The organism is Candidatus Proelusimicrobium volucris (assembly GCF_959605025.1).
In the GTDB taxonomy this organism is placed as follows: domain Bacteria; phylum Elusimicrobiota; class Elusimicrobia; order Elusimicrobiales; family Elusimicrobiaceae; genus Proelusimicrobium; species Proelusimicrobium volucris.
Map to the genome: position 1 here is coordinate 15,187 of NZ_CAUHCY010000004.1, position 13,877 is coordinate 29,063.

At 42.7% G+C, this 13,877-nt stretch carries 9 protein-coding genes, 4 tRNA genes and 1 CRISPR repeat array; of the genes, 3 read left to right on the plus strand and 10 right to left on the minus strand.

Annotated elements, in window-relative coordinates:
* The first annotated feature begins 63 nt into the window (after positions 1-63).
* A tRNA-Arg gene (locus ACQY3M_RS04565) sits at positions 64-138 on the plus strand.
* 145 nt (positions 139-283) lie between these two features.
* Positions 284-1,307: direct repeats of the CRISPR family, unit length 36 nt; unit sequence GTTTTGACAGGACTGAAAAAACAGATTTGTTTCAAT.
* 150 nt (positions 1,308-1,457) lie between these two features.
* Here the strand turns inward: ACQY3M_RS04565 and cas2 are convergent.
* The 9 genes from cas2 to ACQY3M_RS04610 all read right to left on the minus strand — a co-directional run bounded on the left by cas2 (position 1,458) and on the right by ACQY3M_RS04610 (position 10,871).
* The gene (gene cas2 / locus ACQY3M_RS04570; protein ID WP_428066345.1) at positions 1,458-1,784 is read right to left on the minus strand and encodes a CRISPR-associated endonuclease Cas2; all 327 of its coding nucleotides are present in this window, start codon (positions 1,782-1,784) and stop codon (positions 1,458-1,460) included.
* 22 nt (positions 1,785-1,806) lie between these two features.
* Positions 1,807-2,703 (minus strand): type II CRISPR-associated endonuclease Cas1, encoded by an 897-nt coding sequence (gene cas1, locus ACQY3M_RS04575; protein ID WP_428066347.1) that lies wholly within the window; start codon positions 2,701-2,703, stop codon positions 1,807-1,809.
* 17 nt (positions 2,704-2,720) lie between these two features.
* Positions 2,721-5,849, minus strand: a complete 3,129-nt coding sequence (cas9d, locus tag ACQY3M_RS04580) for a type II CRISPR RNA-guided endonuclease Cas9d (protein ID WP_428066348.1) — start codon at positions 5,847-5,849, stop codon at positions 2,721-2,723.
* A 127-nt stretch (positions 5,850-5,976) separates the two neighbouring features.
* Entirely contained in the window at positions 5,977-7,494 is a 1,518-nt protein-coding gene (lysS, locus tag ACQY3M_RS04585) for a lysine--tRNA ligase (protein WP_428066349.1), read from the minus strand.
* Positions 7,495-7,548: 54 nt separating this feature from the next.
* A tRNA-Ile gene (locus ACQY3M_RS04590) sits at positions 7,549-7,622 on the minus strand.
* 90 nt (positions 7,623-7,712) lie between these two features.
* Entirely contained in the window at positions 7,713-9,464 is a 1,752-nt protein-coding gene (locus ACQY3M_RS04595) for an ABC transporter substrate-binding protein (RefSeq protein WP_428066350.1), read from the minus strand.
* Positions 9,465-10,439, minus strand: coding sequence for a C39 family peptidase (locus ACQY3M_RS04600; protein WP_428066351.1), 975 nt, complete (start codon positions 10,437-10,439; stop codon positions 9,465-9,467).
* Positions 10,440-10,461: 22 nt separating this feature from the next.
* Positions 10,462-10,533, minus strand: a tRNA-Pro gene (locus ACQY3M_RS04605).
* A gap of 267 nt (positions 10,534-10,800) precedes the next feature.
* Positions 10,801-10,871 (minus strand) — tRNA-Gln (locus ACQY3M_RS04610).
* A 67-nt stretch (positions 10,872-10,938) separates the two neighbouring features.
* On the opposite strand from ACQY3M_RS04610, the gene murI reads away from it, so the two are divergent.
* The gene (gene murI, locus ACQY3M_RS04615) at positions 10,939-11,745 is read left to right on the plus strand and encodes a glutamate racemase (protein WP_428066352.1); all 807 of its coding nucleotides are present in this window, start codon (positions 10,939-10,941) and stop codon (positions 11,743-11,745) included.
* Positions 11,742-12,443: a polyphenol oxidase family protein gene (locus tag ACQY3M_RS04620; RefSeq protein ID WP_428066354.1), complete on the plus strand. Its 702-nt coding sequence runs from the start codon at positions 11,742-11,744 to the stop codon at positions 12,441-12,443. The genes murI and ACQY3M_RS04620 overlap by 4 nt, the downstream gene beginning before the upstream one ends.
* Before the next feature lie 32 nt (positions 12,444-12,475).
* Here ACQY3M_RS04620 and ACQY3M_RS04625 read toward each other — a convergent pair whose 3' ends face one another.
* Positions 12,476-13,804 carry a cation:proton antiporter gene (locus ACQY3M_RS04625; protein ID WP_428066356.1) on the minus strand — a complete coding sequence of 443 codons (1,329 nt, stop codon included), beginning with the start codon at positions 13,802-13,804 and terminating at the stop codon, positions 12,476-12,478.
* Positions 13,805-13,877: the final 73 nt, after the last annotated feature.

Here is a 13,877-nt window from a genome sequence, read left to right on the forward strand (position 1 = left end):
ATTTATACGGATTTACCGAGCCTATACAAATGCATTTGTATAAAATGGTAAAATTGAATAAAAGCGCCCATAGTTCAATGGATAGAATAGCGGCCTCCGAAGCCGTTGGTGCAGGTTCGATTCCCGCTGGGCGCACCAGTTTTAAAGGCGCTTACTAAAAGCGCCTTCTTTGTTTTAATCCACTTTTACCCAGGTTGACAAATACTAATATAAAATAATAATATTGGTATAGCTATTTGACAATTTATCTTTCATACTGTCATAACAAAATTTGAAACATATCACCTTGACAGGACTGAAAAAACAGATTTGTTTCAATACTGTCCGCGCAAATTGGACAGGGCGGCTATGTTTTGACAGGACTGAAAAAACAGATTTGTTTCAATGGGCGTGCGCACAATGATAATGAACACGCTGTTTTGACAGGACTGAAAAAACAGATTTGTTTCAATGTGATAACACGCAACTGAGGTTTTTTGCCTGTTTTGACAGGACTGAAAAAACAGATTTGTTTCAATAAGCATTTCCTGCGATAGGATTAAGCGCGTGTTTTGACAGGACTGAAAAAACAGATTTGTTTCAATCCAAACAACCAAGCCTCTCGTACAGCTCGAGTTTTGACAGGACTGAAAAAACAGATTTGTTTCAATTAAAATGCTTGGAGAACTCCAGCTGGCGGTTTTGACAGGACTGAAAAAACAGATTTGTTTCAATTCTTTCAAATTTTTCTGAAAAAACAAAAGTGTTTTGACAGGACTGAAAAAACAGATTTGTTTCAATCGGTTTTTACCGCCCTAGAAATAATATGAGTTTTGACAGGACTGAAAAAACAGATTTGTTTCAATTAGACTTGATTATTATCAGCTTGGAAGTTTGTTTTGACAGGACTGAAAAAACAGATTTGTTTCAATTGGCGAACTTATTATGATAAAAGAAGCGTTGTTTTGACAGGACTGAAAAAACAGATTTGTTTCAATATATTACAAATGATATATTTTTACACATTGGTTTTGACAGGACTGAAAAAACAGATTTGTTTCAATGTAATGGCAGGAAAACCGCTTACTGCTTCCGTTTTGACAGGACTGAAAAAACAGATTTGTTTCAATTAAGAGAAGCTATTGCCGCACAACGTATTCGTTTTGACAGGACTGAAAAAACAGATTTGTTTCAATAAACCTAGTAATCGTCGGAGATTGCTGGGCGTTTTGACAGGACTGAAAAAACAGATTTGTTTCAATTCACAATATACCGGAATGTTATAGATGTAAGTTTTGACAGGACTGAAAAAACAGATTTGTTTCAATAGCATTGTATAGATAACAACTGTATTTTATACTTTATCCGTTTTATTTTCAGTTATGTCTTAACACAGGAAAGGAAATCGTACCTCTGTAAGAATAATCTTATACGTAAGGTTAACCTTTCAACCTTTTAGTATGAAAGATATTTTGTCTTTACCAAAATTGCAGCTGCTCACCTAAATTATCATCCTTGTTGATTTGGCGCCTTTTTTTAGCTTCAGCGGCGCTTATTGTAATGCTGGCCTTCCATTGGGCATCCGTTATAAAAAAGCATTGGATATTGCCTGTCGTCGGGCTGATTATTTTTAGGTTATGAATGGCGGAATCTTTCTTTTCCGTACTTATGGCATTCTTGGCGTAGACGGAATACTGCAGCATTAAAAAGCCGCTGTCCAAAAGAGCATGGCGGAAGCGGGCGGCCTCACGGCGTTCTTCTTTGGTATCGGTGGGTAAATCAAATAGGACTATCAGCCAACCCATATAATATTTGCTCCTTGGGCAATTACTCCTCAAAAGAAACTCCTCTCAAAGACGGCAGTTTTATGTATTTGGTATCCCCGTATTTATAGGCCTTGCTTATGGAACTTACATAAAAATCCACCGCGGCGGGAAGGCTTAACTTTCTGGCGGAAGATATATCTATCCTTGCTTTAAGCAGATCTTTGGCGCAATGCTTGACGAAGGTTTCTATCTTCATACGGGGATTGTCTTTATGATAGCGCAGCAATATATAATCGCAGAATGGACGCAGCGGCTCTATCAAATCGTAAACCAGCGGCGCACTTCTAAAGCGATAGCGGTGATATATCCCCAATACGGGGCTTAGGCCGTGTATCAAAATGCTCCTGTGCACCAAGGCTGACATTACAGCATAACAATAATTAAGCATACCGTTTATCGGGTTTTCGGCATTTTGATATTCCCTTTTCTTGGGGGCGTTTTTACCGAAAGATTTAAAAAATATCTTCCAATAATGGCGGGCGATATTGCCTTCCGCCAAGTTCGATTTCTCCAGATAGCGCCATATTTTATGTTCTTTGCACAAGGCGTCAAGAAGGCAGGCCTGGTTTTCGCTTTTAGCCCTAAGAATAATATCCCACAGAGCGGCCCTGAAATAGGGTGGCATATTCATTTGAGTTTCAAATATTTCATTATGGACTATTCTGTGTAAACCGATACTGTATCCTATCGGCTTATAGGAAGAATCACAATGCATTATAACGGCATTATTTTCTATAAGGCGAGAGAAACTCTCCCCAGAAAAGGACACACCCCTCGCCGCTATTATTACGGCCAAAATATCGCAGAGAGGAAGCCTCTTTTCCGTTTTATCCGGCAAAGTACATACCAGGCAGCCCCTGTCTACGCCTATAAAACTGCCGTGTTTTAATATATGCACAATATGAGTTGTAATATTTACCCCCTTTCTTTGTAGGCTTTGCAATCCTCCAACAGACATTTTAATGAAACTGCATATTTTACCCCGGAAGAAAGTGCCGTTATAGTGACATCTCCGGAAATAGTATTAAGTTTATATTTGCCGGATTTTATAGCGCAGGGTATTCTTTTGTTTTTTTTATCTTCAGTTTTAATCACTTTTCTGGCATCTTCGGTTCCATTGGGAAGGAATAATGTAATACCGGTACTCCAAAATATTACTTTGCCGTATTTTGCCTTGCCGTCCTTAAGTTTGGCGCTTAAACTATCAAAGGGATACACCTGTTCCACAACCCATTTTTTGCCGTTATTGTAGATTATCTGCCCCAAATTACCCTCTTTAGGCATAAAATACTGCCCCGGCATCTTGCCCATAGCCCTATACTCGCCTATGGCTTTTTTGTAAGTGCCGTCCTCATTTAACACTTCCGACTTTTTAAAGGCTCTGGAAGCTGTCATAGATATTTTATATACCGGAGTATTACCCGCCACTCTGAAATCGCGCAGGAAAGATTCCCACTCTTCCTGCGACGGAGAAGAATTGAGCTTTTCTTCAAACTCTTTCTTTACTGACAAATCAAAAATATTTTTAACGTTCTTTTTAGCGTCGGCAAGTTTCTTAAATTGGTCCGCCAGCGAAGTATTAAAACGAGTTGTCATATAATATTTAACTTCTTTCCCCTCTTGGCGGGCCCGTAAGGCATACACAGTTTCCCTAAGGAGAGGAGGCTTGCTCTTGAGCTCTATCGGAAAAACTTTATCCAACGCTTCGGAATAAAAGGGCGGTTTTTGGGCAAAATCCGGCAATACTATTTTGCCTTTTTCATTATATTTAACTTCCCGCGCTAAGGATATTACCAGGGCGTCCAAAGCGTGGTGGCGTTTATTGGCGCGGTTCTTCTCGTCAAGTTTGCCGCTTAAATATAGTTTTTGATATTCCTCTTTGTTCAAATCTTGGTGCAACAAACGATTAAGATTGTGCTGAGCGCGGATTTTGGCAGTGAGTCCGCCAGTACAGACATACATTTTTCTTAAATCGCCTGACGTTTGCTCCCCCCAGCCGAAGTAGAGGCTTATTATTTTTTGCGCCAGTTTTTCTATGTATCTGGTGGCTTGGAGGTCATTTCTTTTCTTTTCCAGCTCCACTGCTTTATCGGAGGTCAGTAAATCCAATTTAAGGGAAGAAGTAATCCCCGCCTTTTTTAAATTCTCCTGATATTCCGCCCATAAAGCGCGGTCGGCAAAAAGCCACTCGTATGGCGTTTTATTGCCTTTCCTATTTTGGTTTAACTCCCTAGAGGTAAGCACCTTGTTTACAAAACTGTCTGCCCCTCCGCGCGATATAGGCACGATATGGTCCACGTCATAGGCGTCAAGCTCCTGCGGGATTATGGTTCTGTTCTCGTCAAAGACATTGTATATATCAATCCCTTTTTGCAATCTGAAAAGTTTCATTTTCTCCAAATTGCCGCTTTCGCGCGAAACGCTTAAACCATATTTTATACACTCGTCATAGGCCTCGAGATTGTTTTTAAAATTCTCTTGGTTTACTTTCTCAAGAAGGCGTTTTTCTTCCTCACCGATAAACTCGTCCCGGCCGATTTCAAGTATGCAATAGTCTGGGGCTCCGTATCTTTCGCTCAAAGTTTTAAGCCGCCCCAGCAAAAGAGTTAAGCGGCTGCGAACAATAGCATTGGTTATGGAAGATAAAATATTATCTATCTTTTCCATACGCTGTTCTTTGGTTAAATTTTTATTTTCTTCTCTTTCATCAAGGATATGGATTTTGTACCAGTCGTTGGGCATTTTGAGTAGGAAATTATAGTCCTCCTTCACGAGGCCTTTGTTTATATCGCTGTTGCTGATATTCTCCGTAAGTTCCAAATAAAAATCGTGCGGATTCTTGCCGGAAAGTATCAGCTCTTTCAATATTCTTAAAGCGGGGCGGCAAAAGCGGCTGCGCCCGCTATCTTTGGGAGCGGGTATTTTTTCGTGCCCCTCAAGCATTAAATAGCCTTTGGCATTAAGATATTTTTTTATTGCGCCTTTATCTACGAAATTGGCGTGAGAAGAGCCGTCAAACAATTTGCTTTTATGCTCGTCAAAAAGCTCTTTTACTTCCTCAAAATCAAAAGAGCCTATTTCGTCGCCTTTGATAAATCTAAAATTCTTTAAAGCCATTAAAAGCCTGACTTCTTTGCTCAACGGTGTTTCCGATTTGCAAACATTAAGCCTCGGTATTAAACAGCATTTGGATATAATTCTATTGTCAAAGCGGGGCGTTTTTTGCCCAAGTATTCCTTCAGTTTCATATTTCCTTTTTGAAGGATCTTTGACTGCGGCATAAGGCTTAGCGTTAGAACCGTATAAAATATAATCCGTATTTGGAAGATTGGGATAGAACTTCCTCGCATTTTCCAAAAGCAGGCGAAGTTCTTTTTCCACCATTTCCCTAGGAGCAACGATTTGCCCGCGTCCCTCTTTATTGCGGGCATTTCCGGGGCAGGAAGAAAGTCTTAAATTAAATTTATTGTCTTTATAATCCCATAACCCCATTTTGAAGGCTTCATAATAACAAGGCAGGCAATATTCTTGGGGAAGGCTTTTTGTAATTTCTTCAATATAGAGTTTGGAGGCTTTTATATCTTCTTCGTCCTTATCCCCTTTGCCCCACTCTACATTAGCGTCGTAACCACGGTGCTGGAACGATGACCATACCGCCTTAAAAATCTGCCACCCGGCAAGTTTTTTGCCTTGAACAAGCATAATCCTCAGCAAGGCGGAATTGTAGATAGTTTCATCGCCTTTTTGAGGGAACTCCCTAAGCATATCAGGACCGCAATCAAATACATAATTGCCGTATTTGTCTTTGCGGATATTATCGCCGGGGATATCCAAGCCCGCCTCTATTGCTATTTTTATCCACCAAGCTTCCCGCGCTTTGTGCGAAAGACGCGTCCTATAAGCCCTGCGCTGTTTTCTTATTTCTTCAAGAGAAGCGAACTTGCTGTCTATCAAAAGGCTTTGCAAATGCAAAACATTTTCCTTTTCCCTTACACACTCGCCTATACTGCCGCTGCCCAAATCGAAAGAAAAAACTTTACCCATATAAAATCCCCCTTATTTTTAAAACCGAGTAATATAACTATATCAAAATAATTAACACATAAAATAAAAAACCCGCTTTTTAGCGGGTTTTTCATACTTAAATATTGCTCTCAATCAAACGGAAAAGTTATTTGTCCACCGCCTTTAAGGTCGGGAACAATATTATCTCCCTTATCGAATCCTGCCCCGTAAGCATCATCGTTATGCGGTCAATACCAATACCCATTCCGCCGGTCGGGGGCATACCCGATTCCATAGCCTTTATATAGTCTATATCCACAATGTCGGCGTCCTCGTTTTGTTTATCTTTGGCCTTTGCCTCGGCTTGGTCTTTAAGACGCTGATACTGATCGGCAGGGTCGTTAATCTCGCTGTAAGCATTGGCGATTTCCTGCCCGCCCGCGACGAAAGCCTCAAAACGTTCCACTATCTCGGGGTCGCCCGGTTTATTCTTGGAGAACGGGCTCACCGCCGTAGGATAATCCATCATAAATACAGGGTCGTTATATTTGCTGACGATTTTCTCCTCAAACAGTACATCATAGATTTTGTCGGAAGGTTCGTCCTCCTTAAAGGATACTCCGCTCTTTTTGGCTAAGGCGATAAGTTTTTCGCGGTTAAATTCGCGGCCGTTTAAAATCTCGTGGATATCTTCGCCGAAAGTTTCCTGCCACGCCTGCGGGATATACACCCTTTTAAAGGGCGGCTTCAAATTGATTTCCTTGCCGCGGTAGGTCACCTTTTCCGCACCTATCGCTTTGGCAGCATTGCCGATAATTTCCTCAAACAAATCGGCCATGGTGTTTACGTCACCGTAAGCCTGATAAAGTTCCATCATGGTAAATTCCGGGTTATGGGTGGTATCTATACCCTCGTTGCGGAACATTTTGCCGATTTCGTAAATTTTATCAAGTCCGCCGATTATAAGACGTTTATGGTAAAGTTCCAAAGCTATCCTCATAAACAGCGGCATTTTTAAAGCATTGTGGTAAGTCTCAAACGGTTTGGCTATCGCGCCGCCGGCACTGGGCGTCAAGGTAGGGGTTTCGACTTCCAGATACCCCTTCTCGTCCAAAGTTTTGCGGATAGAGGATATAATCTTGGCGCGTTTGATAAAAATATCTTTGACGTCTTCATTGGCGATAAGGTCCAAATGGCGGTTGCGGAAGCGCACTTCCGTATCCTGTATGCCGTGGAATTTTTCCGGCATGGGCCTGATGGCTTTAGATATCAAATCCACTTTATCGGCTTTTATCGTTTTCTCGCCGGTTTTGGTAATGAACATATGCCCTTTTACCAACACGAAATCGCCCACCGCTATATGTTTTTTAAAGAAGGCGTAAGCATCATCGCCCAGTAAATCGCGCTGGACGTATATCTGCACTTTCGCGCTTACGTCCCTGATATGCGCAAAAGCCGCTTTGCCCATAAGCCTAAGCTGCACTAAGCGGCCCGCGGTAGTTACTTCCGTTCCTTCCGCCGCTTCTTTTGCTTGCAGACAGGTGTTTTTTACCTCAACATGCGCGGGATAGGGATTTATTCCGCTTGCTTTCAATTCGCCCGCTTCACGATATTTGTTCTTTATAATATCGTCCAAACCCGTTGTTTTTTGTTCCTGATTTACTTCCCGCTCTTTATTTTCCATATCTGCCTCTATAAAAAAACCCCGAAAAAACGGGGTTTATTAAACAAATTCAAATGCGCCCTGCAGGACTTGAACCTGCGACCCATCCGTTATGAGCGGATTGCTCTAACCAACTGAGCTAAGGGCGCAACAGGAATATTATAACAAAAATATCGAGGCTTGTAAAATTTTTAGCATTATTTTTATTTTAATATCGATATTTCGGCCATAATTTTTATTTAAATACTATCCTTCTCTTTATAAATCGGATAGAAATATATACCCATAAACACGGGATTATCCAAAAAGCCCTTTACGTCCTTTCTGAATACCCACACTCCGGGCGAATGGATAGTATAAATCTGCGCTGCGGTATCATAGCTTACCCGCTGGATTTGGCGGTATAGTTTTATTCTCTCGCTCTTATCGGTGGAACGCACTGCCTTGTCTATCATAGCGTCCAAGTCGGCATTGCCGAAGGACTGCGCCACCGCATAACGCCCTTTAGAATGCAGGAACGGAAATACAAAATTATGTTCGTCGGGGTAATCGGCTATCCAGCCGCGCACCCACAAAGGCATTTTGGAGGCTTGAGTCTTTTCCAAAAACGAAGCCCAAGGCACGCCACGCAGCTCTATATTAAACTTAGGATTTAATTTTTCTATATTGCGTTTTAATATCTCGGCCGAGGTTTGCCTCATTTGAGAGCCGGTATTGTAAGTCAAAGTAAAGGAAAACCCTTTATCCCACACTTGCCCGTCATAAGCTTTTTTAAAATATTCTTCCGCTTTTTTCAAATCGAACTCATAACAAGGCGCGTCTTTATCGTAAGAGGCCAAGCCAGGCGGCACCGGCCCGCACGCGCGCGGAGCTTTACCGCCCATAGACTCTTCCGCAAAAGCATCATAATCAAAAGCGTAGGAAAACGCTTTCCTTATATTTATATCTTTAAAAAAGTCCGCCGGTATACCCGCACCGTCCAGCTTGCCGCTGCCTATATCGGGGTTGGCTTCCGTATTGATGTCAAAAGTAAAAAAGATGACCGGATCGGTCTTAAGGCGCGGGAGCCTGTCTTGCACCACCAAATCCGGGTTGGAGGCGATCTGATCGGTAAAAGTAGGCGCGATTTCCGCTATGTCCACGTCGCCAGATTCCAGCATAAGGCGCATGGTGCTTTGCTCTGGTACGGTTATAAGCTGGATAGTTTCAAGTTTCGGCGCGCCCAATATATAATCCTTGTTCGCCCTTAAATATATCCTCTTGGCGGCATTGTCCCAGCGCTCAAGCATAAAAGGCCCGCTGCCGTTGGCTTTATCGAAAAGATAAGACTCGTTCTTGCCGCGGTTATTGTATTGCCGCCAAGTTCCCGCCGTGCCGTCCCACTCGCCGTGGCTTATCGCCCAGTCTTTACTTATTATATAAGACCATCGGGCAAGTATTGAAAGCAGCGGCGCAAACGGCCTTTTTAAAGTTATTATTACTTTATCGCCGTCGCTTTTTATAGCGTTTTCCACGTCTTGGTAATCGAGTATTATATTTCCTTTATTGTCGCGGGTGGAAGTTATGCCCAAAATAGGCTCCAAAAGCAGTGTTGAGGGGCCGCTGACGGCATCGGATATCAAAAACCGTTTTAAGGAATATTCCACGTCCTGCGCGGTAAGCGGGGTGCCGTCGTGGAATTTTATGTCTTTTCTTATATTAAAGGTATAAGTTTTGCCGTCTTGGGATATAAGGCCGTTCTCAACGGAAGGCACTTCTTGCGCTATCAGAGGTTCAAACTCCGTAAGGGAAGAACCTTTAAATTTTATTAAAGTATCGTAAATATTAAGCAAAACACCGTGCGTAAAGCCGTCGTAAGAAAAGACGGGATCGAAAGATTCCGCCTCCCCAATAATCGCCACAGTAAGATTGTTTGTTTCCTGCTTGGGCGCACAGCCAAATATGGCCGCAAGGCAAAGCGCTGCCGTAAAAATTATATTGTTTCTTTTCATTTATTCACCTATCGCGTAAGCTATTCCTTTTTTGTTTTTGAGCCAAGCCGCGGCAAATTGTTTCCTGTCGTATACCCGCCGCACATTTTGCTCTTTGGAGGCGGCGGGATCCATAACAATTACATTACCCTCCGCGTCAAAACCGCAAATTACCACCAAGTGCCCCTCGCTCTTTTTAACAGCCGCATTTTTTAAGGCGCCATCTTTATAAGCTATGGAAACTATCAAAGGCCGCCCTTTATAAAGCTCACCTTCGGCCTGCGCCAAAGAACTGCACCTTACAACCGCCGCCGCAAGGCCAAGCTGCGCGGCAAAGGCGGTATTAAGCGGCCAACTGCCATAAATTTCGGCGCCTTCGTCATATACGCCTTTTAATATTTCCTCAAGCGGCAAATCTTTGCCGTAATGGGCCAAAACCATTTTAAGACAAGCCGGCGAACAAATGCGGCGGCGCAGTTTCTTATCCGCGTAAAGCATTTGGCTGACCGGCTTTAAAGGTATTTCAAAATCCCTAAGATCCAAAGTTTCCAACCCAAGAGAATCATCATAAGCGGCTTTGGCGCGCGTAAATGCCGCGGCAAGGAAATCTATCTTCGCTCGGCCCAGTACTGTTATTTGATACTTAAAAGCCAAAGCGGGCTTTTTGGGTATTAGAGTGTCGCACTCAACTTTAGCGAAGGCGTCGCTCTGCTCTTTGAAAGTTTTTTTGTAATTAGGACTTACATAAAATAATTTATACAGGCCGCTCCAACCGTCTTCCGTTTTTACCGCCGCCTCCGCCAAAGCGGCGGATCCTTCCTCAAAACGCACGCTTAGAGATAAGGCTAGCGAATCAAATTCAAACGGGCCTTTAATCGGTTTTGAGGCTATTACGTAAAAACCTTTAAATTTGGCGCTTGGCGCCAGTTTCTCTTTAGGGAAGATATTGTTGTATACGGGCAATAGGGCGATTTGCTTTTTGCTCAGCGGTTGCATCGGCTCGGCCTCCTATGAAAAATCGGGGCACCCGGGCTCGAACCGGGAACCTCCCGCTCCCAAAGCGGGCGCTCTACCTTTGAGCCATGCCCCGAATAATAGAATTATACAAAATTATATAAGACCGTTACGGTCGGCTTTTCCCTTTTAAGAGCAATACCGCGCAGGCGCATCCAAAAAACACTTTCATTTCCATTAAACGCGCCTGCAAATATTACAGACAACAAACTTTTAAAAATAATCAAACACGGGAAAACAACAAAACCCTTTTAGCCAATTATCGGCAGGCATAAAATTTATACGCCAAATATGTATGCCAAATAAAAAACCCCCGATCTATCGGAGGCCACAATAAAAACCACTCCGGGACTAGGACTCGAACCTAGGCTAAACGCTCCAGAGGCGCTTGTGCTACCATTACACCATCCCGGAAAAATTTCTACATCAATATTTTAGCATTTTTACGAAAAAATTAGAATAGTGTATAATATTTTATTATATGAAATCAGACGAAAAAGCCATCGGTATCTTTGATTCCGGATTGGGCGGCCTTACCATTTTAAAAGCCGTAAAAAAGCTAATGCCGAAAGAAAATATTATTTATTTTGGCGATACGGCTCATGTTCCTTACGGCTCCAAATCCAAAGAGATTGTTACGGAATATTCCCTAAATGTAGCCAAATTCTTGGAAAGTAAAAAAGTAAAACTGATTTTGGTCGCGTGCAATACCGCATCGGCGCTTGCCTTGCCCACTTTAAAACGGCATATAAAAGTGCCCGTACTCGGGGTAATAACACCCGGCGCGGCCTGCGCCGTAAATACGACGAAGAATAAAAATATAGTTGTGCTGGCCACCGAGGCTACGGTAAAAAGCAAGGCTTATATCAAGAGTATAAAAAGGACGGATAAATCCATTTCCGTCACGCAATATGCCTGCCCGCTTTTCGTACCTATAATAGAGGAAGGCTTGGCTTTAAGCGATATTTCCCGCTTGGCCATAAAAAAATATCTTACTCCTCTTAAAGGCGGCAAAGCCGATACTGTAATTTTGGGCTGCACGCATTATCCGGTAATCAAAAACGAGATAGCGGAATTTCTAGGCAAGAAAATAATGCTTATCGATTCCGCCGAAGAAATTGCAAAACGCGCCAAAGATTTGCTTGAAAGGAAACGTATTTTAAAAACTAAAGGCAAAGGCAAGACGCAGATATACGCAAGCGACCTGCCGGAAAGATTTTCCCGCTTGGCGCTTAATATAATCGGCGGCAAAAGGCTAAAAGTTAAAGAGAGCAGGTTTTTTATATGAAAATTTTTTCCGACGAAAGACTTATAAATCTGGGCATTATCAGCGGCACCGCATCCAAAGACAGCGGCAGCGGCAGAGAAAAGCAAAACACCGATAAATTTTTCTCTTCCCTCAATATACCCGCAGATAAGATATTGGGGCTGAAACAAGTGCACGGCGATAAAATAATCCCCCTTTTAACAGAGCGGGATCTTTCCGCATACCGCGCGTCCGAAGTTCATGAGGCCGACGGCTGGCTCTTGGGTTTAAAAGGATTTGGAGTAATGATTTTAACTGCCGACTGCGTACCGCTGTATCTGTGGGATAAACAAGGCAAATTTATAAGTCTGTGCCATTGCGGCTGGCGCGGAGTAGCCGCGCAAATGCCCAAAAAAGCGGCAAAACTCATTAAAGAACAGGCCGGCCAAAACTGCGAGATTTGCGCTTATATCGGCCCCCACATAAACGCCTGTTGTTTTGAGGTTCAAGAGGATGTGGCGGGGCAGTTTGATCCTTCCTCCATAATTAAAAGGGACGGCAAACTGTTCGTGGATCTTACCGCCGATATAGTGCGCCAGCTTAAGGAATGCGGCGTAAAGATGGAAGATATAAAATCGCCCTGCTCCTGCGAATGCACCTGCTGCAACAAAGAAATATTTTTCTCCTATCGCAGGGACCACACTAAAGACGTGCTTATCTCCTTCGCTTACAAATTATAGGTAAATATGGCGCCGACAAAAGCCGAGCGGGATTACCTGTCCTTGGCGATAAGATGCTTTTGCTGGTGCATAATTTCAGTCTTTTTCACGGGGCAATCCCAAGCGGCGTTTTCAGGGCAGACGTCGCGATGCCTCTTGAAAAGGAAATTTATCGCAGGCATACACCAGCCCTTTTCTATGAAGAACGAGAACAAAGTAGCCAAAATAATGCTAAACAGTATCACCGAATAGATTGTATTTTGCAAGACCGCGCCGCCCGATACGCCGGACTTAATAATCAAAGCGGCTAAGACAGCCGTAACCAAACCTTTGGGAACCATTACGGAAGTTACCGCGCTGTCTATACGGCTGACGGATTTATCCAGAACATAATTGACGACGGGTATCCTCGCCATAAAAATGACAATCGTAAACAATAAGCCGCAAAGCATAGAGTACATGCTGGTAATCTGCATAGATATACCGATATATACGAAGAAAAAAGTCCTCAAAACAAACACCACCTCGCTAAAGAAGCTTTTTTCCACGTCATTAAAGGCCTTGCTTTTTACGTTTTTGGTAAAGCGTTCGATAAATTTAAAACCGTTAAGCTTCCGGATCGTCCTTATATTGCCGGCTACTATCCCAAAGATAAACGCCCCTATCGAGCCGTCAGAGCCCAAAGTCTCGCATACGGAATACACCACCAAAACGAATGCCAAAGTTAAGAAAATCCCGTTTTCCAACTTTCGCACTTTATTAAGTACGGTAGTCCAAAATATAGCCGCAGCACCGCCGACCGTACAGGAAACCATAAAGGTATATATTATTTTGGCTATAATGAGGCTTGGATCAAAAGACTGTATTTTGGCCATACTGAGCAAAGTCATCGTAACAACGATTGATATCACGCCGCCCATGGTCGATTCCGTAAGGAGCACGGTTTTAATATTATTGGATATGTTAAGTTTTGATATCAGCGGTATTATTATGGCAAAGGAATTATTTGCCAAAATGGAACCAAGTATTATTGCGTAAGCCCAATGAAGGCCAAGTGCAATTTTTGCCAAAAGCGCAACAATACACATTATTATTACGAAGCTGATTACGGTAAGCCTTGAACTCTGCTCCCAGGTGCTTCTTATTTGGGAAATGCGCAAGCCAAGCCCGCTTTCAAATAAAATCACTATCAGCAATACTCGGCTGAAGACTTGGTCAACCATACCGAAATCGCTTGGCGATACAATTTTCAATATCGGCCCGATTATAATGCCCAAAATCAAAAGCGGCAACACCTCGGGCATACGCGTTTTGACAAACATGGCCGAAAATAAATGCGACAAAAAAATCAATATCGCCAGTGATATTATTACCCCTTCCATAGTTTATATGATAGAAATTTAAGGGCCTCAAGCGCAACAAAATAAAATCTTAAAGTAAAAACGATTGTATTTA